We start from the raw sequence: 24299 nt of genomic DNA on the forward strand, positions 1-24299 counted from the left end.
GACGGTCAGGCGGGAGGATGAGCTTGGCAGCCCCGATCCCGCGCCGTCGTCGTACGCCGTGGCGGCGGGCCCTGCGCCGGGACTGGCAGCTCTACTCGCTCGCAGTCCTGCCGCTGCTGTTCTTCCTGACGTTCCGCTACCTGCCGATGCTCGGCAACGTGATCGCGTTCCGGCGCTTCCAGCCGGGCGGCAGTCTCTTCGGCGAGTACTGGACCGGGTTGCGGTACTTCCGGCTGTTCTTCACCGACCCCACCTTCTGGAACGTGTTCACCAACACGCTCGTGCTGGGCGCGCTGACCCTGGTGTTCTGCTTCCCGCTGCCGATCGTCCTCGCGCTGCTGCTCAACGAGGTGCGCAACCGCGCCCTCAAGCGGTTCGTCCAGTCGGTGTCCTACCTGCCGCACTTCCTGTCGATCGTGATCGTGGCCGCCATGGTCCTCCAGCTGCTGTCGGTGGACGGCGCGGTGAACCAGCTACTGCGCGCCGTGGGCGGCGAGCCGGTCCCGTTCATGCAGCAGGCCGGCTGGTTCCGGACGATCTACGTCTCCTCCGAGGTCTGGCAGACCGTCGGCTGGGGCACCATCCTCTACCTCGCCGCGCTCACCACTGTCGACGGCGACCTGTACGAGGCGGCCCGCATCGACGGCGCCAACCGGTGGCGGCAGACCTGGCACGTGACGCTGCCGGGGATCCGGCCGACGATGGTGACCCTGCTGATCCTCAACATCGGCACCTTCATGGCCGTCGGCTTCGAGAAGATCCTGCTGCTGTACAACCCGCTCACCTACCCGACGGCGGACGTGATCTCGACCTACCTGTACCGGGTGGGCATCGTCTCCGGGAACCTCAGCTACGCCGCCGCGATCGGCCTGTTCGAGTCCGTGATCGGGCTGACGCTGGTGCTGTCGGCGAACGCGATCTCCCGGCGCACGGTGGGGACGAGCCTGTGGTGAGCGCGCAGGCCCGTACGCGGGAACCGGTGGTCCGGCCGCGTGGCCCCCGGCCCACCCGGGGCTACCGCGTCTTCCAGGTGGTCAATGCCGTCGTGCTGACCGGCGTCGTGGTGGTGACCCTGTATCCGTTCCTCACCATCGTGGCCCGCTCGCTCAGCGACAACGCGTACATCGTCGCCGGTGAGGTGAACCTCGTGCCGCGAGGGTTCAACCTCACCGCGTACCGCGTGGTGACGTCGGACCCGACGTTCTGGATCAGCTACCGCAACACCGTCTTCTACACCGTGGTCGCCACGCTCGTCTCCGTCGTGCTGACCACCTCCTACGCGTACGTGTTGTCGAAACGACACCTGCGGGGCCGGACCGCGCTGGTCGGGATCGCCGTGTTCACCATGTTCTTCACCGGCGGCCTGATCCCCAACTACGTCCTGGTCACCAGCCTGGGGCTGAAGAACACCGTGTGGGCGATCGCGCTGCCCAACGCCGTCAACGTGTTCAACCTGCTGGTGATGAAAGCGTTCTTCGAGAGCCTGCCGGTCGAGCTGGAGGAGGCCGCCGCCGTCGACGGGCTGAACACGTACGGCACGCTGCTGCGGATCGTGCTGCCGCTGTCGAAGGCCATGGTCGCCACGATGGTGCTGTTCTACGCCGTCTCGTTCTGGAACTCCTGGTTCGCCGCGTTCCTCTACATGGACCGCCAGGACCTGCTCCCGGTCACCGTCTATCTGCGCAACCTCGTCGCGGGCGCGACCGACGCCACGCAGACCGGCGGCGGCCTCGGCAGCGCCGGCGACGTCGTCCAGTCCGCCGCCACCATCCAGTCCGTGACCATCGTGCTGACGATGCTGCCGATCCTCGCGGTCTATCCCTTCATCCAGCGTTACTTCGTCTCCGGGATCATGCTCGGCGCAGTGAAGGGATAGCCGCCCCCGCACACCCCCACCACCGGAAGGAAGAACCCATGGCCCAGCTGTCCCGGCGCCAGGTGCTGCTCGCCACCGGCGTGGCCGCCGTCGCCTCCCTGACGGGTTGCGGCGACGACACCCCCGACAAGAAGGACCTCGACCGCAACCGTGCCGGCGCGATGGCGAAGTACGGAGTCGGGGACCAGTTCAAGGCCACCGAGCCGGTCACGTTCTCGATCCTCTACAACAACCACCCGAACTACCCGCTCAAGCCGGAGTGGCTGTTCTGGACCGAGCTGGCCGGGCGGACGAACGTCAAGCTGGACCCGGTCGCCGTGCCGCTGAGCGACTACGAGCAGAAGCGCAGTGTGCTGGTCGGCTCCGGCGACGCCCCGCTGATCATCCCGAAGACCTACCACCCGCAGGAGAACTCGTACGTCTCCTCCGGCGCGATCCTGCCGGTCAGCGACTACCTCGACCTGATGCCGCACTTCAAGGACAAGATCGAGCGGTGGAACCTCCAGCCGGAGATGGACACGCTCCGGCAGGAGGACGGCAAGTTCTACCTGCTGCCCGGGCTGCACGAGAAGCCCTGGCAGGACTACACCCTCGCGGTCCGCACCGACGTGCTGGAGCAGCTGAAGATCCCGTCCCCCACCACGTGGGACGAGGTGTACGCCATGCTCAAGGCGATGAAGGCGGCCCACCCGGACGTCATCCCCTTCTCCGACCGGTTCGGCAAGCCCAACCCGGCCGGCAACCTGCTGAACATGCTGGCCCTCGCGCACGGGCTGCCCGGCGCCGGCTGGAACTACCAGCCGACGGCCTGGGACGCCGGTGCCGGGAAGTACGTCTTCACCGGCGCCTCGGACGGCTACCGGCAGGTGGTGGCGTATCTCCACAAGCTGGTCGCCGAAGGTCTGCTCGACCCGGAGACGTTCACCCAGACCGACGACCAGGCCCGGCAGAAGCTCGCCAGCGGCAAGTCGTTCGTGATCAGCACGAACGCGCAGACCCTGGTGAACGACTACCGCCCGGACATCGCGAAGATCAACCCGAACGCCCGGCTCGGCAAGATTCTCTTTCCGGTCGGGCCGGCCGGCCCGGTCAACGCGGCGAGCCGGCTGGAGAACGGCGTGATGATCTCCAGCAAGGCCCGGGAGGGCAAGAACTTCGTGGCCATGATGCAGTTCGTCGACTGGCTCTGGTACTCCGACGCCGGCCAGGAGTTCGCCAAGTGGGGCGTCGAGGGCACCACGTACACCCGGGACGCCTCGGGCAAGCGCACCCTCGCCCTGGACGTCGACGTCATCGGGCTCAACCCCAAGGGCAGCAAGCACCTCCAGAAGGACTTCGGCTTCTACAACGGCGTCTTCGCCTACGGCGGAAGGCTCGACCTGGTGCAGTCGTTCTTCTCCCCCGAGGAACTGGAGTTCCAGAAGGAGATGAACGCGCGCAGGCCCGCGCCCTGGGTGACTCCGCCACCCGCGCCGCTCAGCGACTCCGAGCGCGAGCAGACGACGCTGTGGGCCACCGCGCTGAAGGACCACGTCACCCAGAACACGCTGAAGTTCGCCCTCGGCCAGCGGCCGCTGAGCGAGTGGGACGCCTACGTCTCGGAGCTGAAGGGCAAGAACGCGCAGGCCTACATCGACCTGGTGAACAAGGCGTACGAGCGGTACCGCAAGAACCACGGCTGACCCGGCGATGCGGCTCACCGTTCCCGAGCAGCCCGTCGGCCGGCTGACCGACGCCTGGCGTACCTGCGTCGGCAGCGGCCGGATCGACCTGGCCCTGCGACGCGACTATCAGGACTCGCTGGCGCTGGTGCAGCGGGACATCGGCTTCCGGCACATCCGCGGGCACGGGCTGCTCAGCGACGGCGTCGGCGTGCACCGGCCCTACGAATACCAGGGCGAGCGCCGGGTGCGGCACGCCTTCACCTACGTGGACCAGGTCGTCGACGCCTACCTCGCACTGGGCATCCGGCCCTTCGTGGAACTGGGATTCATGCCCTCGGCGCTCGCCTCCGGCGACCAGACGGTGTTCTGGTGGCGGGGCAACGTGACGCAGCCCCGGTCGTACACCGAATGGGGTGACCTGGTCCGCGCCACGGTGGCCCACCTGGTCGACCGGTACGGCCTCGACGAGGTGCGCGGCTGGCCCGTCGAGGTGTGGAACGAGCCCAACCTCACGGCGTTCTGGTCGGGTGCCGACCAGGACGCCTACCACCGCCTGTACGAGGTGTCGGCGCACGCCGTCAAGGACGTCGACGCGGCGCTGCAGGTCGGAGGTCCGGCCCTCTCCCCCGGCGCCGACGGGTGGCTGAAACCGTTCGCCGAGTTCGTCACCGACCGCGACGTGCCTGTCGACTTCGTCAGCCGGCACGCCTACACCTCCGGCCCGGCGCGGCACCTGCCGTTCGGCACCCGGCAGACCCTGGCCCCGGCCGCGGAACTGCTGGAGCAGTTCGCCGCGCCCCGCCGGCACCTGGCCGGCACCGCGCTCGCCGACCACCCGGTGCACATCACCGAGTTCAACTCCTCCTACCGACCGGACAACCCGATCCACGACACGGCCTTCCACGCCGCCTACCTCGCTCCGGTGCTGGCCGGCGGCGGGGACCTGGCCGACTCCTTCTCCTACTGGACCTTCAGCGACGTGTTCGAGGAGGAGGGGGTGCCGACCGCGCCGCTGCACGGCGGCTTCGGCCTGCTCACCCACCGGCAGCTCAAGAAACCCACCTACCACCTGTACGCGTTCATGGCCCGGCTCGGTGACGAGGTGCTCGCGCGCGGGCCGGACCACCTCGTCACCCGGCACCCCGACGGGCGGGTCGCGGTGCTGGCCTGGGCCCCGGTCGACGTCACCGGCCGGGAGCCGGCACCCGAGCGGCACACCCTGTCGCTGTCGGTTCCCATCGGCCCGCCGGGCACCCCGTCGGCGTTCCTGCTCCGCTCGTCGGTGAGCGAGGACGCCGGCAACGCCTGGGCGGCCTGGCGGGAGATGGGCAGCCCGCACTCGCCCCGGCCCCGGCAGCTCGACGCGTTGCGGGAAGCAGCCGAACCGGCCCGTACCCATCGCGCCCTGCCGGTCGCGGCCGGGCGGGCCGCCCTCGACCTCGTCCTCGCCCGGCACGAGGTGACCCTCGCCGAGCTGACCCCCGTGGTGGACGAGACCCCGCCGTGGTGGGACGACCGGCTGCTCGACCCGCCCGGGGACCGACGATGAGCCGCGCGACCGGCGGGATGCGGGAGTTCGGCGACGGGCCGTTGTCCCGGGCCGCCGCCGTGGTTCACACGCTGCTCGTGGTCGAACTGCTGCTCCTGGTGAGCATGCTGCCCGGCCTGGCCGTGCTCGTGCTGCTCGACCGCGGCAGCAGCAACCTCCCGCTGGTCGCCGCCGCCGCGCTGCCGGTCGGTCCGGCGGTCTCGGCCGCCCTGTTCACGCTGCGGCACCAGCGCCCCGACCTGACCGACCTGCGTCCCGCGGCCGTGTTCCGCCGGGCCTACCGGGCCAACCTGCCGGGCGTGCTGCGCGTCTGGGCGCCGACGCTGCTGTGGCTCGCAGTCGTCGCGGTCAACCTGGCGAACCTGCCCGCCGCCGGCGTCCCCGGCTGGTGGGCGGTGCCGCTGGTCGTGGTCGGTGCGGGGGTGACCCTGGTCGGCCTCAACGCGCTGGTGATCGTCTCACTGTTCACCTTCCGCACCCGCGACGTGCTCCGGCTCGCCGTCTACTACGTGGCGCGCAGGCCCGGCGTCACGTTCGGTAACGTCGTCCTGCTGGCCGCCGCCGCCGGTGTCACAGCGGTGTTCTCCGAGGCGGTGCTCGCCCTGGCGGCCGCGCTCCTGGTGCTGGCGCTGCTGCGGGTCGGCGATCCGATGATCGACGACATCCGGGCGGAGTTCATCGCATGAGCGTTCCGGTCACCGGCCGTACGTCCGCCGACGCCGGCGAGTCGGCCTGGCACGCCGCCTGGCTGCCGCCCGCGGCGTTCCGCGAACTCGGCTCCCGGCCGGTGCTGGTGCACGGCGACGGGCTCCTGGTCGGCACCGTGCTCGACGAGGTGAGCCGGGCCTGCGCCCGGTACGGCGGACGGGTCTGGCACGGTCCACCGTGGCAGGTCGACGCCGATCTGGTGCTGGCCCTGCGCGGGGCCGGCCCGGTGCCGAACGCGCCGGCGGAGGCGGCCCGGCTCGGTGCGACACCGGCGGTGAACGGCACCGGTGACGGCTCCCTCGGCGACGAGGGGTACCTGCTGGCGCGGGTGGACGGCGTGACAGTGGTCCTGGCCGACGCGCCGGCCGGCCTGCTGTACGGGATGTTCCACGTGGTCCGGCTCGGCGCGGCGGCCTTCGACGACGGCCTTCCGGCGCGGCGGCACCGGCCGGCGCTGGACCGGCGGATGCTCGACCACTGGGACAACGTGGCCGTGCACCCGGTGTCGGGCCAGGTCGAGCGCGGCTACGCCGGCGGCTCCCTGTTCTGGCGCGACGGCGCCGCCCGGGACGAGCCCGCCCGGCTCCGGGACTACGGGCGCCTGCTCGCCGCCTGCGGTGTCAACGCCATCTCGGTGAACAACGTCAACGTGCACGACACCGAGGCGCGGCTGCTGACCGACCGGCTCGGCGACGTCGCGGAGATCGCCGAGGTGCTCCGCCCGTACGGCATCCGGGTGCACCTGTCGGTGACCTTCGCCGCCCCGGTGGTCCTCGGCGGCCTGCCCACCGCCGACCCGCTGGACGACCGGGTCCGGGCCTGGTGGGCCGCCGCCACCCGGCGGGTCTACCGGCGGATCCCCGACTTCGGCGGCTACCTGGTGAAGGCCGACTCCGAGGGCCGGCCCGGCCCGTTCGCGTACGGGCGCGACCACGCAGACGGCGCGAACCTGCTCGCCGAGGCGCTCGCCCCCCACGGCGGCGTGGTGCACTGGCGGGCGTTCGTCTACGACCACCGCCAGGACTGGCGGGACCGGTCGACCGACCGGGCAAGGGCCGCGTACGACCACTTCGCGCCGCTGGACGCACGGTTCGCCGGCAACGTGATCCTCCAGGTGAAGTTCGGCCCGATGGACTTCCAGACACGCGAACCGGTGTCCCCGGTGCTCGCCGCGATGCCGGCCACCCGGCTGGCGGTGGAGGTGCAGGCGACGCAGGAGTACACCGGCCAGCAGCGGCACGTCTGCTACCTCGCACCCTGGTGGAGCGAGGTGCTGCGGTTCCGGCCCCGGGGCGAGAACGGCGGCACGATCGCCGACGTGGCGGGCACCGGTGGCGGCCTGGTCGCCGTGGCCAACGCGGGCGACGACCCGTTCTGGACCGGGCACCCGCTGGCCCAGGCGAACCTGTACGCCTTCGGCCGGCTCGCCTGGGATCCGCTGCTGGATCCCGGCGCGATCCTCGACGAGTGGATCGACCTGACCTGGGTGCCGCTCACCACAGGCGATCCGGAGCCGGTGCGGCGGGCGATGCACGCGATCATGGACGACTCCTGGCGCACCTACGAGCGCTACACCGCCCCGCTCGGCGTCGGCTTCATGGTCCGGCCCGGCCACCACTACGGCCCGGACGTGGACGGCTACGAGTACACCCCGTGGGGCACCTACCACTTCGCCGACCGCGACGGCGTCGGGGTGGACCGGACCCGGGCGACCGGGACCGGCTTCACCGGCCAGTACCCGCCGCCGTGGTCGGAGGTGTACGAGTCACGCGAGCACTGCCCGGACGAACTGCTGTTGTTCTTCCACCACGTCCCGTACCGGCACGTGCTGCACAGTGGCCGTACGGTCATCCAGCACATCTACGACACGCACTTCGCCGGGGTCGAGGAGGTGGCGGCGATGCGCCGGCGGTGGCGGCTGGCCGCCGGGGCGGTCGACCCGGCCGTCCACGACCGGGTGGCCGAGCGCCTCGACGAACAGCTCCGCAGCGCCGTCGAGTGGCGGGACCAGATCAACACCTACTTCTTCCGCAAGTCCGGGGTGCCGGACGCGCACGGTCGCCGCATCCACTGAACCGGCGCGCTCACCAGGGGTGCACGGTGCCGTCCGCCAGCCGGTTCACCGGCAGGTAGGCCGGCGCGTACGGGTAGCGGGCCGCGGCCTGCTCGTCGATGTCCACCCCGAGCCCCGGCGTCTCGGCCGGATGCAGGTAGCCGCCGTCGAAGTGGTAGCCGTGCGGGAACACCTCGTCGGTCGCCTCGGTGTGCCGCATGTACTCCTGCAGGCCGAAGTTGGGGATGGCGAGGTCCAGGTGCAGCGCGGCGGCCATGCAGACCGGGGAGAGGTCGGTGGCGCCGTGCGAGCCGCTGCGGACGTGGTGCAGCGCGGCGAGGTCGAAGATGCGTCGCAGGTGGGTGATCCCACCGGCGTGGACCACTGTGGCGCGCACGTAGTCGATGAGCTGTTCCCGGATCAGCTGGGCGGCGTCCCAGATGCTGCTGAAGACCTCGCCGACGGCGATCGGCGTGGTGGTGTGCGAGCGGATGAGCCGGAAACCCTCCGGCAGGTCCGCCGGGACGGGATCCTCCATCCAGGTCAGCGCGTACGGCTCCAGGCTCCTGCCGAGCCGCGCCGCCTCGATCGGGGTGAGCCGGTGGTGCACGTCGTGCAGCAGCCGGAGGTTGGGCCCGAACTCCTCGCGGACCCGGGCGAACACGCCCGGCACGTGGGCCAGGTAGGCCTCCGTCGACCAGGTCGTCTCGGTCGGCAGCGCGGCGTCGGCGGGCTCGTAGAACATCTTGTCGGCGCTGACGCCGTACGTCCGGGGCAGGCCCGGCACACCGCACTGCACCCGCACCGCGCGGTAGCCGAGGCCGACGAAGCGGGCGACCTCGGCCAGCACCTCGTCGACGGTCTCGCCGTTGGCGTGGCCGTACACGGTCACGCCGTCGCGGGACCGGCCGCCGAGCAACTGGTAGACCGGCAGCCCGGCGACCTTGCCCTTGATGTCCCACAGCGCGGTGTCCACGGCGGCGACCGCGCTCATCGTGACCGGCCCGCGCCGCCAGTACGACCCCTGGTAGAGGTACTGCCAGGTGTCCTCGATCCGGGCCGGGTCGCGCCCGATCAGCAGCGGCACGACGTGGTCGCGCAGGTAGGACGCGACTGCGAGTTCCCGGCCGTTGAGGGTGGCGTCGCCGACGCCGGTGACGCCGGCGTCGGTGACGACCTTCAGGGTCACGAAGTTCCGGCCGGGACAGGACACGATGACCCGGGCGTCGACGATTCTCATCCGGTCTCCCCTGCGGTCGGCGCGCCGGTCACCACAGGATTATCCATCATCGTCGATCAATGAGGGAGGCCGGCGCGGAGCCGGACCCGGTCAGGCCGGTTCGGGCACGCCCCCGGGCTCCCCGTCGTCCGGCATCGGCTCGACCGGCGCCTCGGGCAGCTCGCCCGGCGTGTCCGGGAGGAGTTCGCCGGGGTCGTCCGGCACGTCCTCACGCGGGTCGATCGGCGGGTACACCTCGGGGTCGAGAGCGGGGTTGGTCATCGGCCCAGTATCCGACGCCACCGCCGGGACCGCCCGCCGGCGTCGGATCCACGCGCCGTCACGGGCTCTCGCCGTCGCCGGCCGAGGGCGCGGACGACCGGTCCGCCGGCTTGCGGAACCACAGCCACAGGCCCGCCAGCAGGCACGCCGCGCCCCGAACACGACCGCCGTCTCGGCCGCCCCGCCCTCACCTGGTGCGCTCGATCACCCCGGCCAGGCGGAACCCGTCAACGGACGCAGCGCCGCTGCCCCAGAAGGACGAGGTCCCCGGGATGTTGGCCAGGGCGTCCAGGTGCGGGTCGTTGCCGTCGACCTTCGGCCCGTACGCGACACTCCATCGCCCGCCGGTGTAGCGCAGCAACAGCGTGCCCGGGTACTCGATGTACGGCGGAATCGGGTTCGTGCCGCTGATCCACACGTTGCCGTTCGCGTCGCCGGCGACGGCGTACGCCCGGCCGGCGGGCGCCGGTCCGGCCACCCGCTGCCACGTCCGGCCGTCCCAGTGCAGGATGACCGGCTTGGGCGAGGTGTCGAAGTCCTGGGTGCCGACCGCCCAGGCGTCGGTCGACGAGCGGGCCCACACGCCGGTGAGCTGGACGCTCGCGATCGGCGGGATCGGGGCCACCCGCCACGACCCGCCGATGCGCTGCACGATCATCGGCTCCGGGTAGGGGGCGTCGGCGACGTACCGGTCACCGGCGGCGAAGACGGCACCGTCCTTGGTGTGCGAGACACCCCGGAGGACACCGTTGACCCCTTCCGTCCCCGGTATCGCCACCCGGCTGAACTGACGGGTGTCGCCCTCGACGACCAGCGGCCGGCCGCTCTCGTGACCGACGAGCAGGGCCCGCCCGCCGCCGGTCGCGGCCACGTCCAGCAGGTCCGAGGTCCCGGACGGGGCGGACCACGGCGTGTGGGACGTCCAGGTCTCGCCGTCGAAGTGCCCGGCGTACGGCTCCCCGAAGCGCCGGGAGCCCACCGTCCAGACGTCCCGGGCGTTCGCCGCGTCCACCTTGTACAGCACATGCGCCTGGTGCGGCAGCCGCCGTTCCTTCCACGTCCGCCCGTTCCACCGCAGCAGGGCGTACGGCTGGTCGATCGAGTATCCCGAGTAGGTCGACGCCTGGTAGCCGACGGACCAGGCGTTGTTCGGGCCGGTGGCGGCCACGTCGGTCAGCCGGCTGTCGTGGATCAGCCCGGGAACCGTCGCCGTCCACGTCGACGGGGTCGCGGCCGCGACCGGCGTGACCGGCGGGAGCAGAACACCCGCCGCCAGAGTGGACAGCATCGCCGCCGACATTCCGCACCGTGCCAGTTTCCCCATGGTGGCCCCTCTTCCCCGATTGACATCCGGTCCTCAGCATCGCGCTCCGGCACGGTCCGCGTACGCCCGGCTGCCGTCCCGTAAGACAGTGGTAAGAACGGCTCGCGGCGTCCTCTCCCGCGCCACCGACAGCCCTGGTCCGGAGCGCCTCACCCGGGCCGGCTTCGTCGGCTACGGCATCCTGCGCCTGCGCTTCGCCTGGGTCGTCGCGCGGGTCGCCTCGGGCGGGCCGAACGCCGACGGCGACCAGTCCGGCGCCATGCAGGGATCGCCGACGAGCCGCTCGGGCTGGCGCTGATCGCGGCGATCGTCGTCGGGCTGGTGGCCACGGCGGTCTGGCAGGTGCCGGAGATGCTCCGGGAGCGCGGACGCCGGCCGGCGAGGCGTACGGCACCGGCCTGCTGCTCGTGATCGCGCTCGGCTTCGCGGCGTACGGCGTGTTCGCGCTCGCCGAGGCGCGCTACCGCAAGGTCTGACCAGCCCGGCCGGCCGTCCACTCGGCCGCGACGCGGTACGGGTCGCCGGTGCGGAAGTCCGGCGGTTCGTGCAGCAGGAAGTCGCGGTGGCTGATGTTCCACGCGTACGCGCCGGCCATGGCGAACACCAGCACGTCGCCGACGCCCACCGGACCGGCCTCGGTCGACCGGGACAGCACGTCCTTCGGCGTGCACAGCTGCCCGACCACGGTCACCGGCCCGCCGTCGGTGCACGGGCCGTCACCACCGTGCCGCCGGTGCACGGTGAACGGCTGCGCGTGGCCCTTGGCCGCCGGTGTACGCAGGTGGTGAGTGCCGCCCGCCACCACCGCGAACCACTCGCCGTAGGAGCGCTTCACGTCGATCACCTCGGTCAGGTACGCCCCGCAGTAGGCGGTGACCGACCGGCCCGGCTCGACGCGAATCCGCACCCCCGGGTACGCGTCGCACACGCCGGCCAGCGCCCGCCCGTAGCCGGCCCAGTCGAAGCGGGCCGCCGGGTCGCCGTAGTCGACCGCCATGCCGCCGCCGACGTCCACCTCCCGCGCGCCGACCTCGGCGACCGACCAGCGGACCACGGCCTGCGCCACCGTGGCGGCGAGCGGCGCGTCCAGTCCGCTGGCCAGGTGGACGTGCACGCCTCGCACGTCGACCCCGGCCGGTGGACGGCGGGCGCAGGCCACCGCGTCGGCCGGGTCCATCCCGAACGGGCTGGGCCGACCGCCCATCACCAGACTCGCCCCGGGCGCGTCCAGCGGGAGGTTCACCCGCAGCAGCACCCGCGCCGGCACCCCGGCGGCGACCGCCAGCGCGCCGAGGCGGCGCAGTTCGGCCGGAGACTCCACGTGGATCCGCGCCACCCCGGCGGCGAGCGCGGCGGCCAGGTCCGCGTCGGTCTTGCCGGGACCGGCGTACGCGGCAGCCGGCCGGCCGGGCAGCACCTCGGCGAGGCGCCGCAGCTCACCCCGGCTGGCGGTCTCGAACCCGTCCACGACCGGAGCGAGGGTACGCAACACGTCCGGCTCCGGGTTCGCCTTCACCGCGTACAGCAGCTCGGCCTGCGGCGGCAGGGCGGCGCGGATCGCCCGGGCGTGCCCGGCCAGCGCGTCGAGGTCGTGGACGTAGACCGGCCGGGTCATCCGCGACCGCCGAAGGGGTTCGGCACCGGCACGAACGGCGCGGCCCGGTCCGCGTCGCGCCGCCACCGCACCAGCAGGTTCGCCTTGGCCACGAGGTGCTCGCCGGCCAGCAGCGCGCGCAGCTCGGGTGGCTCGTCCAGGTCGGCTGCCACCGCGGCGACCACGTCCCGCACCTCCCGCCACAGGGCCGGTTCGACGCCCGGCCGGGCGTCGGCGAGCGCGCCGCTGATTCCGGCCAGGTGGTTGACGAACAGGCAGTAGAGGACACGCCGGCGGGCCTGCCGGGCGTCGTACCCGACCTGCCGGGGCAACCCCCGCGGCCAGCTCGCCCACCGGCTGGTGTCCAGCTTCACCCCCTCCAGGTCGCGCAGCAGCATCCGCGCCGGACGCCCGTCGGCGTCGCACACCACGACGACGTTCTGGAGGTGCGGCTCGTGCACCACGCCGTGCCGCAACCACGCGCCGAGCACGGCCGGCACCAGCAGCCCGGCGTAGCGCCGCCACCAGTCGAGCGGGTCGGGCACCGGCAGCGGCCCGCCGGCCAGCGCCGCCGCCAGGACCGGCGTCTCACCGGGCCGCAGATGGGCGCGCAGCCCGGTGCGCAGGATCGTCCCGTACGCCTCGTCCGCGCCGGCCGCGTCGACGGTCCGGTACGCGGGTTCGGCGAGCAACGCCACGCCGTCGGACAGCGGTATCCCGGCGAGCAGCCCGGTCAGCGCGACCGCGGAGGTCAACTCGTACCGGGCGTTCTTCCGCAGGCAGTTCGTGATCCGCACGTGCAGGCTGGTCTTGACGAAGAGGTCGGCGTCGGGAGAGTAGAGCGTGCGGACGCTCGCGGTGGGGCGCACCGGCACCCCGGCCGGGCCGAGCCGGCGCACCCGGGGATGCGCCGGCGGTACCAGCGCCACCTGCCACGGGTGCACCGGCAGCACCCGGTGCCCGGCCGGTGGGCACGGCGGTTCCAGGGCGGTCAGCATCGGATCCACCGGCCCGGCCTCGGCCACCAGGTCGTCCGGCACGGCCAGCCAGTGCAGCCGGAACGCGGTGCGCAGTTCCGGCGCGTACGCCCGCCACTCGTCCGGGTCGCCGCTGCGCCACTTGGGTGTGGGGTGGTGCGGGTGCCCGAGGACGAGCGACTGCTCGGAGGCCACGTAGGCGTCGACCGCCGGGTCGCCGGTGGGCGTGGGGTCGGCGGCCGGCCGCCCGGCCAGCAGGTGGGCCACCGTGTCCCGGCTGGCCCGCACCTGGTCGACGAACTCGGGGTTGTCGTGGCCGGTGCGCGCGGTCAGCTCCGCGGCGACCAGCCTGGCCAGCCCTTCGGCGTCCAGGTCGCGCCACGGGCCGCCGTCGGGCCGGTGCCGCACCGGGCCGGTGTAGCGATGCGTGCCGACCGGGGACAGCCGAGCCGCCGTACAGCGCAGCGTCACCCCGGTGGACGGCAGCCGGACGTGCACCACGTCTCCGGTGACGGTGACGTCACCGGCGGGGGTGGCGACCTCGCGGGCCAGGCAGCCGAACACGGCGTGGGCGGTGGCCAGGTCTGCCGGATGGGTGTGCCCGGCAGCCCGGGGGCGCAGGCCGGTGCTCGTCATCGCGTCTCCCGCAGGTAGTTCGGACCGGTGCGCCGGTAGAACTTGTTCACGTCGGCGCATCCGAGCCGCTGCTTCGGTAAGAGGGTGCCGGCGGTGACCATCGCCTTGACCGGCAGCCGTGCGGCGCGCAGCACCCGTTCGGTGAACTCCCGCGCCGCCGGCCCGTCGCCCCACCGGTCCCGGGCCGCGACGAGTCGCGGGGTCAGCGCGGCGGCCGGAGCCGGCACCGGCACCCCGCGGGCGGCGAGCGCCAGCAACGGCGCCGCGGCGGCCAGGTGAAGGGTGATGGTGACGAACACGTCGGCCAGTTCGCCGGGGTCGGTCACCCACATCCGTGCGTCCCGCAGTGTCACGGTGCCGCGGTGGCGCGGGTCGAGGCGGGCGCCGTCGTCGTCCTTGTAGAGCAGGCCGACCGTCCCGTCCGGCGCGAGGACCAGGTGGATGTTCTGCGGGTGGGCCTCCAACGCCACGCCGTACCGGAGCCACAGGCAGACGTGCCAGTCGAGCAGCAGGTCCAGGTAGGCGTCGAGCACCGCCTGTGGACGTCCGCCGCCGATGCGCTCCAGCACCGTGCCGGACTCCGGGTCCGGCGCGGCGAGGGCCGCCACCGGCACCACCCGGGTGCCGGCCAGGTTCCGGGGGAACCGGCGGAGCAGGAAGGCCCGCCGGTCGTCGTCGCCGGCGTGACCGAAGGTGCGCTCGTCGGCATGCCGGATGCGGCCCGCGAAGGCGGGTTCGGCCGCGGCGATCCGGTCGAGCAGCCCGGCCACCGCCGCGCCGTCCGCCAGCGTGTCCGGCGGCAGGCCGCGCCGGTTGCGCGCGCCCAGCGTGGCGGTGGGCAGCGGTAGCTTCAGGTGCGTGTACGGGTCGTCTGCGAGCGCCACCGTGCGCATGGAGAGCGTGGGCCGCACGGTCACCGCCGGCCGGTCGGTCACCGGTAGCGCGTGCCGCGCCGCGGTGAGCGGGTGCACCGGCAGCAGCACGTCCCCGGCCCGGTCCGCGGACGGCCACCACGCCGGCAGCGGACCGGTGAGCCGTACCGCCGCCCGGGGCGCGACGTGCCAGCGCAGCGCGAAACGGGGTGCGTGCTCCGGGGCGTACCGGAGCAGGTCGTCGTCGTCGAGACCGTGCCGGCACCGGTCGGTCGGGTACACCGGATGCCCGGCGTGCGCGGCGAGCACGTCGTCGAGCAGTGCCGCTGCCATTCCGGCCGGCGCGGTCACCCGTTCGGCGGCCACGGCGGCGAACACCGCCGGCCGGCCCCGGGTGGCGAGCCGGCGGGCCCGCAGGTCGGCGTGGCACTCGGCGGTGAACGTCTGCCAGCCGGCCTCGGCCTCAGGGTCGTCGACCGGGGCGAGCACCGCGAGCAGAGCGTCGAGGGTGTCCACCCGGCGTTCGCGGCCGCCGGCGTCGCGGACGTCGAGCGTGGCGGTCGCGCAGCGCAGCGTCGCCTGGAAACCGTCGGCGCGGACCGGGATGCGCAGCAGGCCACCGGCGTGCGGCACCTCCCACCGGCCGGTCGCGGCGAGCCGGCCGCGCCGGAGCAGGCCGATGTGGTCCTCGCGCAGCAGCGCGTCGAGCACCCGGGTGAAGATCTGCCGCTCGCTGTCGTCGGTCATCCGGTGATCGTCCAGCGCAGACCGTCGCGGAACGCGGTGAGCGCGGCCCGCACGGTGCCGGGGTCGGGTCCGATGCCGTGCAGCGCGGCCAGGTAGTCCCGGTTGGTGCCGGTGCGCGCGGCGACCCGGCCCACCTCCCGCATCGGACGGCACGAGAGCCGTACGCCGTCGTGGACGGTGTCCACGGGCCCGGGCGCCGCCGTGAGCCGGCCGGACCGGTCGGCGCAGACGTACTCGACCCGGGCGTGCCTGCCGGGCGCGGCCGGGTCGGGCAGGTCCAGCGCGGCCAGTGGCTCGCCGAGGTGCAGCCGGATGACATGGGCGAACAGCGGCACCCCGAGCAGGTCGGTGAGGATCAGGTCCATCCGGTCACCGATGAGCCGGTCGTTCACCTCGATCAGCCGGATTCCGTCCGGCCGCACGACGTACTCGGTGTGACAGGCACCGAAGCCGACGCCGAGCGCGTCGAGCAGTACGCGTAATCCGGTGTCGTGGGCGGGAGGCGGGGGCGCCCAGTCCAGGCTCACCTCGGTGAAGGTCGGCGGCGGGCCGAGGCCGGTACGCCAGCCGCCCAGCACCGCCAGCGATTCGCCGTCGCCCAGTGTGTCGTAGGTGCGCAGCTCACCGGCCAGGTATTCCTCGACGACGAGGGCCGCCTCCGGGCGCCGTCGCCGGATCGCGGTGACCCGGGCGGCCAGCTCGCGCGGGTCGGTCACGAGGTAGGCGTCCTCGCTGGCCACGCCGTCGCGGGGCTTGAGCACGGCGGGGAAGACGTCGGCCGGGACGATGGGGGTGGCGCCCGGGTCGACGGTGACCGCCCGGACCGGGTCCAGTCCGGCGGCCGCGAGGGTCCGGCGCATGACGGCCTTGTCCTTGCAGCGCCGGGCCGCTTCCGGATCCTTGCCCGGCAGGCCGAGCTTGCCGGCAGCGACAGCGGTCGCCTCCTGGAGGTGATCGCTGTTGGACAGCAGCGCGGTGGGCGGCTCGGCGGCGGTGGCCGCGATGATCGCGGCCGGGTCGCGGACCGCGCAGTGCCGCACCGGGACGTCGGCCGGCCACTCGCCGGGCCGGTCGGTCAGCACCGTGGCCGGAAGGCCGAGCTCGTCCGCCGCCGGGAGGAAGCCCTCCAGGACGGCGTCGGTGGGGTTCAGCGCGGTCAGGTAGAGCCGCATCCAACCTCCTCGACCGATCGACTATTTAGGTCAGCCTACCCTAAATAGCTGTTTTGTTGCGGATTGACCGGTGTCAGCTCCGACGCGCCAACCGGTCGGCGCGCCACAGCAGGGCGGCGGCAACCAGACCACCGACCAGGACCGCGACCGCCCCCACCGTCTGGCCGGTCCGCAACGCCTCGGCGAAGGCCGCGGTCACCACCTCTCGGTCCGGGCCGGCGGCGGCCAGCGTGGCCGGGAACGAGCCGGCGCCGGCCAGCGCGGCCGGCAGCAACGCGCCGAACCGGGCGTTGAGCACCGCGCCCAGCACCGCCACCCCCAGACTGCTGCCGACCTCCGTCATGGTGCCGTCCACACCAGCTCCGGCACCGGCCTTGTGGGTGGGGATCGCACTCATCACCGCCTCCACGATGGCCGGGTTCGCCAGCGCGCATCCCGTACCCATGACCAGCAACCCGGCCAGCAGCGCACCGTAGCCGTCGGACGGGCCGTGCGTGACCAGCGCCAGGCCACCGGCCAGCAGGGTCATGCCGGCCGCGATGGCGGCCGGCAGTCCGAGCCGACGGATCACCAGCGCGGCCACGCCGCTGACGTTGAGCGCCACGATGGACAACGCGAACGGCGCCATCCGCAGCCCCGCTTCCCAGGCCGGGTAGCCGCGGACGAACTGAAGTTGCTGGGTGAGCAGGAACAGCGCCCCGGTGGCGCCGAACGTGATCAGCACGACGCCGCAGACCGCGCCGACGAAGCGGCGGTCCCGGAAGAAGTGCATGTCCAGCATCGGGTGGGTGCATCGCCGCTCCCAGCCGACGAACAGCACCAGCAGCAGCACTCCTGCCGTGCCCGCGCCGAGCACCGGCGCCGAAGCCCATCCTCGGTCGGGACCGGAGATGATCGCCCAGACGATCGCGGTCAGGCCGGCGGTGGACAGCGTCACCCCGCCCAGGTCGAGGCGCCCCGCTGTCGGATCCCGCGACTCCGGCACCAGCATCCGGCCGGCGAGCAGGCAGACCAGCACGATCGGGACATTCAGCAGGAAGATCGCGCCCCAGGGCAGGTGAGCCAGGACGAATCCGCCGATCGGCGGTCCGGCGGCGAAGCCCAGCGCGCTGGTCGCCGCCCAGATGCCGATCGCCCGGGACCGCTCGGCCGCGTCGAAGACCTGCATGGCGACGGCCAGGGTGGCGGTGGCCAGCAGCGCACCGCCCACACCCATGCCGGCGCGGGCGGCGATCAGCTGCTCGGCTGTGCGGGCGAGCCCGGCCGCCGCCGAGCCGAGGCCGAACAGCACCAGCCCGGCAAGCAGCATCCGCCGCCGCCCGTACCGGTCCGCGGCGCTGCCGGCACTCAGCAGCAGGCCGGACAGCATCAGCGCGTACGCGTTGATCATCCACTGGACGTCGGCCGTGCCCGCGTCCAGTTCGACGGTGAGCACCGGCACGGCCACGGTCAGCACCGTGTTGTCCAGCACCACCACGAGCTGGGCCAGGCAGAGCACAGCCAGGATCAGCCAGCGGTGCGGGACGGCGGCCGGTGGCGTGGCGGCCCGGTCCGCGCTCGCGGCGGGCGCCGGGCCGACGCCCGTGGGGTCGAGCGTCACGGTGCCGGCACCGGCGCCGGTACGCGACGGTTGAGCCGGACGGCCGGGCTCCCGATCGAACTCATGCGACTTCCCAGCGGTAGTACGGACGAGACGCGCGGCGACTGCCGCGGCGGTCAGATCGGGCAGCCTTACCTGGCGAGCAGGTCCGCCCGGGGGTACGCGTCCCGGATCGCCCGCCCGGACGGCGGGAACCGGCGCTGGTGCGTCACGCCCACCGCCACCCCGGCCGCGACGAGCACCAGCGAGGCCAGCGCGACGGCCGGGTAGCCGAACCGCTCGGCGGCGGCGAGTCCGAGCGAGGCGGCCACGAACGAGCAGACCAGCCCGAACGACGACAGCACGGTGAAGTCGGTGCCCCCGCTGCCCGGCCGGGAGTAGTCCATGTTGACCGTGTAGAGCACCACGTTGGCGATCGTGTACGCGGCCAGGAAGAAGCAGAGCGCGGCGACCGTGCCGGCGAGCGGCGCGCGGCCGTTCATCAGCGGCAGCAACGCCACTGTGGACAGGGCGAGCGTGACCCCGCCGGCCACCAGCACGCCGGCGCGACCGAAGCGGCCGATCCCGAGACCGGCGACCAGACCGGCCGCGATCGCCGGAACGCTGGTCACCACGCCGGTCACCACGCCGATCCGGCCCAGCGACCAGCCGGCATCCACCAGCGCGGGCGTCACCAACGCGTACGCCATCCCGGCGCCTACGTAGACCAGCGGCACCACGCCGAAGGTCCACCACCGGCAGCCGGGCTGCCCGAACACCGACCCCAGCGCCCGGTAGGCAGTGCCGATACGCACGACCCGGTCGGTGCGCTCCGGTTCCCGGAACCGCCACACCACCAGCAGCCCGACGGCCGTCAGCGCGGCCAGCAAGCCGACCGCCGCGGCCCAGCCGAAGCGGTCGTACACCAGCACGCAGGCGCCGCCCCCGAGCAGGTTGCCCAGGTAGCTGGCGGCCACCTGGATGCCGTTGCCGGTGCCCCGCTCCGACGTGGCCAGCAGGCGCACCGCGACGGCGTCGGCGGCGATGTCCTGGGTGGCGGAGAAGAACACGAACGCGGCGCAGACGCCGATGACCGGGCCGAGCTGGTCGGCCGGCCGGGAGAACGGCAACAGCGCCAGCAGGGTCAGCACCAGCGCGGCCTGGAGCACCAGCAGCCAGGAGCGGTAGTGGCCACGGTGCCGGGAGCCGTAGCGGTCGAGCACCGGCGCCCAGAGGAACTTGATCGGCCAGATCAGGCCGACCACCTGGAGCAACGCCAGCGTGTCCAGCGAGGTGCCGCCGTCGCGGAGGATCGCGGTCAGCCCGACCGTGATGAAGCCGATGCCGAGATACTGCGTGACGTAGAGCGAGGTGAGGATCCCGAGGCTGCCCATCAGGTGGCCCGCCAGTACGCGAGCGCGGTGAGCTGGTGCTTGCCGACGCCGAGCGTGCGCCGCAGGTGCCGGGTGATGCTGCGGGTACTGGCCGCCTCGCAGGCCACCCAGTAGTGCGCGGCCGTACCGGCGGGCAGCGCCGCGCAGACGGTGTCGACCAGGTGCCGGCCGTCGTCGCGGCGGGGCACCCACGTCACGTCGTGGTGGGCGCGGGTGCGCAGGGTCAGCGCCTTCTCGCCCTCGTGGGCGAACTCCAGCCAGACCGTCGCCGGGATGTCCGCGCCGGCGTCGAGGAGGCTGTTGACCGCCGGCAGCGAGGCCGCGTCGCCGACCAGGTAGAGGTGCTCGGGCGCGGGGTCGGGCAGCGCGAACGCACTGCCCTGCACGGTTGCGTCGATGGTGTCGCCGACCCGCGCGGTGGTCGCCCAGCGGGCGGCGCAGCCGTCGTGCACGGCGAACTCAAGGGTGAACCGTCCGGCGGCCGGGTCCGGGTCGACGAGCGTGTAGGCCCGTTGGTGGGCCCGTCCGTCGTTGTCGAACCAGAGCCGGATCCACATCGTCGGGTGTGTGCCACAGGCCGCCAGCAGCCCGCCGTCGTCGAGGAGCAGGCGCTGGTAGTGCCCGTCGACCGACTCGGTGCCCAACACGGTGAGCCGGAAGTCCCGGCCCCCCATGGCCTTGAGCACCAGGCCCTCCCAGTTCCGTTTCACGAGCCCCTCCAGGTAAGGTCCACCACAGGCGGGTTAGGTTAACCTAAGTTTCCGACTTGGGGAACCGCCACCCCCGGGCCGGCGGTGACCCTCGCCGATACGACCGGTGCTGACACCTCCAGCGTCCCGGCCCCCGCCGGAGCCCCGAAAGAGGAGACCGTGATCTACCAGGAACAGATTCCCGACCTCGGCGAGCTGGCGCTGGTGCCGGTGCGCCCCGACCAGCACGCCGAACTGCTGCACGGCTGGGTCAGCCTGCCCCGCAACGCGTTCTGGGGAATGGGCGGACACAGCCTCGACGACGTGCGCGAGATCTACACCTTCCTCGACGGACTGGACACCCATCACGCATACCTGGTCCTGCTCGACGGTGAACCGGTCGGTCTGTTCCAGACCTACCGCCCCGAGGCGGACCCGGTCGGCGAGCGCTACCCGGTTCAGCCCGGGGACGTCGGGATGCACCTGTTGCTCAACCCGCCCCGGCGCTACGCCCGCGGCCTCACCACAGCCATCGGTCCGGCACTGGCCCGGTTCCTCCTGCGGAATCCCGCCGCGGGGCGCATCGTGGTCGAGCCGGACGTGCGCAACGAGGCCGCGCTGCGACGGCTGCGGACCGAGGGCTTCACCTTCGCCTCCGAGATCGACATGCCCGACAAGCGGGCACAGCTGGCGTTCCTGACCCGCGAGCGGTTCGAGGCGAGCCACTCGCCGGCCTGATCCGGGCACCTCTGGCGGCTCCCCCGTACGCGGCTCGCACAGCCAGACCAGCGCCACCACTGCGATGTTGACGGCGCCGAGGATCAGCAGGGACGCGTCGCCGGTATCGGTGGACCGGTCGATCGTGAAGGCCTCGCCGTCCGCCATCGCCGTGTTGACGATCCCGAACAGGACGTTGTTGGCGACGTGGAAGGTGACCGGCGCCTCGATGCCCCGGCTGATGATCGCCATCAGGCCGATCGGCGTGCCGGTGACACCGGAGGCGGTCCAGCCGGGCGAGCGGGTGGACCATCGCCGGCGGCGGCACGAGGATGACCACGAGCGGCTTCCACCAGCTCATGCGCAGGTGGGCGCCGAACGGCCGGGAGGTGTCGGCGGCCGGCCGGGATCGCTCAGGTGGCGGCGCCCCACCTCGACGCGCCGCAGAGCCAGCCCTGCAGGTGCGAAGTACCGGGTCAGCGGCTCGTGCGTCGCAAGGCCGGTCCGCTGGTGGAGAGGAAGTCCTCCAGCGTCCTCGGCGCCGCGCCGGTGACGCGGGCGACGGTGTCGGTCACCACCGCGAACCCGCCGGCGCGTACGCGCTCGAACGTCAGCCTGTTGAGGTCTCGTTCGAAGCCCTCGGTCCCGGCCACGGCCTCGTCCACGGTCAGGTCCCGATGGACCACCGGGTGTCCCGCCGCGGCGGAGAGCAACTCCGCGGTACGTGGCAACGACAGGCTCTCCGGACCGGAGAGCTGGTACGTCCGGCCGGTGTGCCCGTCCTCGATCAGTGCCCGCCCGGCGACCGCGGCGATGTCGCGGGCGTCGATCCAGGCCATCTCGGCGCCACCACTGGGAAACGGCAGCTCCCCCGAGTCGGCGATCTGGTGCCGGTAGAAGCGCGGGTCGGTGAAGACCTGCATGAACCAACCCGGCCGCAGGATCGTCCAGGGGCGCCCGCTACCGCGTACCGCGCGCTCGACGCTCGGCGCCCAGCCGGCCGGGTAGTCGGAGCCCGGGTGGCCGGCGTCCTTGTCGGACAGCAGGACCACCCGCGTCGAGGGCGAGGTCTGCGCCACGAGTGCCCCGACGAGCTCGGGTGCGTCCGGGCGATCCGGTCGGACCACGTACACCGCGTCGACGCCATCGGTCGCCGTCGCCCACCCGGCGGGCTCGTCCCAGGAGAAGGCGACGGGGTGGACGCCGTCGATGCCGACGGTGGACGGATCACCACTGCCGCCGAGCACCTCGACGCCCTGCCGTGCCGCGAGCGACTCCGCCAGCGGAAGCCCCGTCTTGCCTCGGACCCCGGTCACCAGCACCCGAATCACGTCGTCTCCGGTCGATCTCCGCTGCATCGTGAGCTCCTCTGGTTCGCTATCCGGGTGACATGGCGCACGGCCTCGGCCGGTCGAGCGCCGGTCACAACCAGTCGTGTTCGCGGGCGTAACGCGCTGCTTCGTGGCGGGTCCGGGTCTGGGTCTTACGCATGGCGTTGGACAGGTAGTTGCGCACGGTGCCCGGCGCGAGGTGGAGCCGGGTGGCGATGTCGGCCACCGAGTAGCCCTCGCCGGTGACCCGCAGCACATCGATCTCACGGTCGGTCAGGGGGCAGTCCTCGGTGACCGCGAGCGCTGACACATCCGGATCGATCCAGCGTTTCCCCGCGTGCAGGGTGGCGATGACCGAGGTGATGTGGGCCGGCTCGGCGGACTTGCTGACGAAGCCCTGGACGCCGAGGCGTAACGCCTTGCGGAGCACGCCGGGGCGGGCGTGCCGGGTCAGCATGAGGATCACCTGCTCCGGCCGCGCGCGGCGGATCTCGGCGACCGCGTCGAGCCCGTCCATGCCCGGCATCTCCAGGTCGACGACCAGCACGTCGGGCCGTTGCCCCAGGGTGGCCTCGACGGCCGTCCGCCCGTCCTCGGCCTCGGCGAGGACGGTGATGTCGCCCTCCATCGGCAGCAGCGCGGCCAGCGCGGTGCGCAGCAGGACCTCGTCGTCGGCGAGCACGATGGTGGTCATCAGCAGTCCCTCTCCGATGCGGCCGGGGAGGCGTCGACCCGGGCGGGCGGGAAGACCGCGGCTGTCAGGAACCGTCCGTCGGTCAGTTCGACGGTCAGCTCGCCTCCGTCGTCCGCCACCCGTTGCCGCAGCGCGGAGAGCCCTCTGAGCTTCGGCGGGGAGCCGGCGTTCACCCCGTCGTTGACGATGGTGATGCCCGACTCGGTGAGGGTGATCTGCACCCGGACGGCCTGCGCGTGCCGCAGGATGTTCGTGGTCGTCTCGCGCAGCACCTGCCCGAGCAGTTCGCTGACGCGGGCGTCGACCTCGGCCTCCCGGGTCACGCGGACGCGGATACCCGCGGCCTCGAACAGGTTCTTCGCGTTCTCGATCTCCGCGGTGAGGTTGAGCCGCCGTTTGCCGTTGGCGAGGTCCTTGGTCTGCGTGATGGTGTCGCTGACCAACGCGTACGTCTCCCGCAGTTCCTTCTCCGCCCGATCGGTGTCACTGAGCAGCAGCTTCTGGGCCAGCGCGATCTTCAGCTTGACCACGTGCAGGGTGTGGCCCTGGATGTCGTGCAGGTCGCTGGCGAACCGGACGCGTTCCCGGACCACGGCGAGTTCGGCCTCGCGCTCCCGGGTCTGTTCGAGTTCGCGGATGAGGTCGTAGAACCGTTCCCCCAGTACCGTGAGGACGGTCACCACCACGGTGAGGCCCGTCGGGACGAGGACGTAGGCGACCAGGACGCCCGCGATGTCATCGCGCTGCACCAGCAGCCGCGCCGCCCCGACGGCGGCGACGTAGGCGAACAGTGCGGCCATCGCCCGGGGTCGATGCCGTCCTACCTGGCGCATGGCGAGCGAGCCGACGGCGCAGACGCCCCAGTACGCGTTGGGACTGCCGGTCACCAGCACTCCCAATGGCCACACCGCTCCGGCGACGACCACGCAGGGCAGCGCGAACCGGGCCAGGTCGTTGGCCGCCCACCGTTCGAATGCCACCAGGGCCGCCACCGCCCCCGGCGCCAGGACGAGGACGTGCCACCAGGTACGCGCGTCCATGTAGAGCAGAATCACGGCGGCGAAGACCACAGGCGGCAGTGAGGTGACGAGGTTGAGCCGGCGCAGCCTTCTCTGCGTCGAGGCGGTGAAGCGCGGCGCCGATACTGTCACCCTCCCAGTATCCGGCGGCCACCGTTCCCGACCAGTGACATCACGTCACATCCGGTCGTGACACCACGCCA

At 72.8% G+C, this 24299-nt stretch carries 21 protein-coding genes; 8 read left to right on the top strand and 13 right to left on the bottom strand.

The window, feature by feature from the left end; genetic code table 11:
- Positions 1-17 precede the first annotated feature (17 nt).
- From KSK32_RS30315 to KSK32_RS30340, 6 genes are read left to right on the top strand one after another with little or no spacing between them, the layout of a single operon-like run.
- A complete protein-coding gene (locus KSK32_RS30315; protein WP_254187256.1) occupies positions 18-953 on the top strand; it encodes a sugar ABC transporter permease in 936 nt (311 codons plus the stop codon).
- Positions 950-1876, top strand: a complete 927-nt coding sequence (locus KSK32_RS30320; RefSeq protein WP_289256430.1) for a carbohydrate ABC transporter permease — start codon at positions 950-952, stop codon at positions 1874-1876. The genes KSK32_RS30315 and KSK32_RS30320 overlap by 4 nt, the downstream gene beginning before the upstream one ends.
- 38 nt (positions 1877-1914) lie before the next feature.
- Entirely contained in the window at positions 1915-3558 is a 1644-nt protein-coding gene (locus tag KSK32_RS30325) for an extracellular solute-binding protein (protein WP_216934973.1), read from the top strand.
- A 7-nt stretch (positions 3559-3565) separates the two neighbouring features.
- Positions 3566-5089 carry a xylan 1,4-beta-xylosidase gene (locus KSK32_RS30330; RefSeq protein ID WP_216934976.1) on the top strand — a complete coding sequence of 508 codons (1524 nt, stop codon included), beginning with the start codon at positions 3566-3568 and terminating at the stop codon, positions 5087-5089.
- Positions 5086-5775, top strand: a complete 690-nt coding sequence (locus KSK32_RS30335; RefSeq protein WP_216934978.1) for a hypothetical protein — start codon at positions 5086-5088, stop codon at positions 5773-5775. Before KSK32_RS30330 ends, KSK32_RS30335 begins: the two co-directional genes overlap by 4 nt.
- A complete protein-coding gene (locus KSK32_RS30340) occupies positions 5772-7871 on the top strand; it encodes an alpha-glucuronidase (protein WP_216934980.1) in 2100 nt (699 codons plus the stop codon). The genes KSK32_RS30335 and KSK32_RS30340 overlap by 4 nt, the downstream gene beginning before the upstream one ends.
- Before the next feature lie 10 nt (positions 7872-7881).
- Here the strand turns inward: KSK32_RS30340 and manD are convergent, their stop codons facing one another.
- The 3 genes from manD to KSK32_RS30355 form a co-directional block, all read right to left on the bottom strand.
- A complete protein-coding gene (gene manD, locus KSK32_RS30345; RefSeq protein WP_216934981.1) occupies positions 7882-9090 on the bottom strand; it encodes a D-mannonate dehydratase ManD in 1209 nt (402 codons plus the stop codon).
- 90 nt (positions 9091-9180) lie between these two features.
- A complete protein-coding gene (locus KSK32_RS30350) occupies positions 9181-9351 on the bottom strand; it encodes a hypothetical protein (RefSeq protein WP_216934990.1) in 171 nt (56 codons plus the stop codon).
- Positions 9352-9538: 187 nt separating this feature from the next.
- Positions 9539-10639, bottom strand: a complete 1101-nt coding sequence (locus tag KSK32_RS30355; RefSeq protein WP_254187257.1) for a hypothetical protein — start codon at positions 10637-10639, stop codon at positions 9539-9541.
- A gap of 124 nt (positions 10640-10763) precedes the next feature.
- Here KSK32_RS30355 and KSK32_RS30360 point away from each other — a divergent pair, with 124 nt between their 5' ends.
- Positions 10764-10973 carry a hypothetical protein gene (locus KSK32_RS30360; protein ID WP_216934994.1) on the top strand — a complete coding sequence of 70 codons (210 nt, stop codon included), beginning with the start codon at positions 10764-10766 and terminating at the stop codon, positions 10971-10973.
- A 162-nt stretch (positions 10974-11135) separates the two neighbouring features.
- Here the strand turns inward: KSK32_RS30360 and KSK32_RS30365 are convergent, their stop codons facing one another.
- The 7 genes from KSK32_RS30365 to KSK32_RS30395 form a co-directional block, all read right to left on the bottom strand.
- Positions 11136-12290, bottom strand: coding sequence for an alanine racemase (locus KSK32_RS30365; protein WP_216934996.1), 1155 nt, complete (start codon positions 12288-12290; stop codon positions 11136-11138).
- On the bottom strand, positions 12287-13882 hold the full coding sequence (locus KSK32_RS30370) for an IucA/IucC family siderophore biosynthesis protein (RefSeq protein ID WP_216934998.1): 1596 nt from the start codon (positions 13880-13882) through the stop codon (positions 12287-12289). The genes KSK32_RS30365 and KSK32_RS30370 overlap by 4 nt, the downstream gene beginning before the upstream one ends.
- Positions 13879-15501: an IucA/IucC family protein gene (locus tag KSK32_RS30375; protein WP_216935000.1), complete on the bottom strand. Its 1623-nt coding sequence runs from the start codon at positions 15499-15501 to the stop codon at positions 13879-13881. Before KSK32_RS30375 ends, KSK32_RS30370 begins: the two co-directional genes overlap by 4 nt.
- The gene (locus tag KSK32_RS30380; protein ID WP_216935002.1) at positions 15498-16673 is read right to left on the bottom strand and encodes an acetyl-CoA carboxylase biotin carboxylase subunit family protein; all 1176 of its coding nucleotides are present in this window, start codon (positions 16671-16673) and stop codon (positions 15498-15500) included. The genes KSK32_RS30375 and KSK32_RS30380 overlap by 4 nt, the downstream gene beginning before the upstream one ends.
- A gap of 73 nt (positions 16674-16746) precedes the next feature.
- A complete protein-coding gene (locus KSK32_RS30385; RefSeq protein ID WP_254188828.1) occupies positions 16747-18183 on the bottom strand; it encodes an MFS transporter in 1437 nt (478 codons plus the stop codon).
- A 221-nt stretch (positions 18184-18404) separates the two neighbouring features.
- On the bottom strand, positions 18405-19646 hold the full coding sequence (locus KSK32_RS30390; RefSeq protein ID WP_216935007.1) for an MFS transporter: 1242 nt from the start codon (positions 19644-19646) through the stop codon (positions 18405-18407).
- On the bottom strand, positions 19646-20356 hold the full coding sequence (locus KSK32_RS30395; protein WP_216935009.1) for a siderophore-interacting protein: 711 nt from the start codon (positions 20354-20356) through the stop codon (positions 19646-19648). The genes KSK32_RS30390 and KSK32_RS30395 overlap by 1 nt, the downstream gene beginning before the upstream one ends.
- A gap of 159 nt (positions 20357-20515) precedes the next feature.
- On the opposite strand from KSK32_RS30395, the gene KSK32_RS30400 reads away from it, so the two are divergent.
- A complete protein-coding gene (locus tag KSK32_RS30400; protein ID WP_216935011.1) occupies positions 20516-21073 on the top strand; it encodes a GNAT family N-acetyltransferase in 558 nt (185 codons plus the stop codon).
- 455 nt (positions 21074-21528) lie between these two features.
- Here KSK32_RS30400 and KSK32_RS30405 read toward each other — a convergent pair whose 3' ends face one another.
- The 3 genes from KSK32_RS30405 to KSK32_RS30415 all read right to left on the bottom strand — a co-directional run bounded on the left by KSK32_RS30405 (position 21529) and on the right by KSK32_RS30415 (position 24228).
- Positions 21529-22410: an NAD(P)H-binding protein gene (locus KSK32_RS30405; RefSeq protein ID WP_216935012.1), complete on the bottom strand. Its 882-nt coding sequence runs from the start codon at positions 22408-22410 to the stop codon at positions 21529-21531.
- Between the two features lie 64 nt (positions 22411-22474).
- Entirely contained in the window at positions 22475-23077 is a 603-nt protein-coding gene (locus tag KSK32_RS30410) for a response regulator transcription factor (RefSeq protein WP_216935013.1), read from the bottom strand.
- The gene (locus KSK32_RS30415; protein WP_216935015.1) at positions 23077-24228 is read right to left on the bottom strand and encodes a sensor histidine kinase; all 1152 of its coding nucleotides are present in this window, start codon (positions 24226-24228) and stop codon (positions 23077-23079) included. Before KSK32_RS30415 ends, KSK32_RS30410 begins: the two co-directional genes overlap by 1 nt.
- Positions 24229-24299 lie beyond the last annotated feature (71 nt).

This window comes from Micromonospora sp. WMMB482 (assembly GCF_019038635.1).
Lineage (GTDB): Bacteria > Actinomycetota > Actinomycetes > Mycobacteriales > Micromonosporaceae > Micromonospora > Micromonospora marina.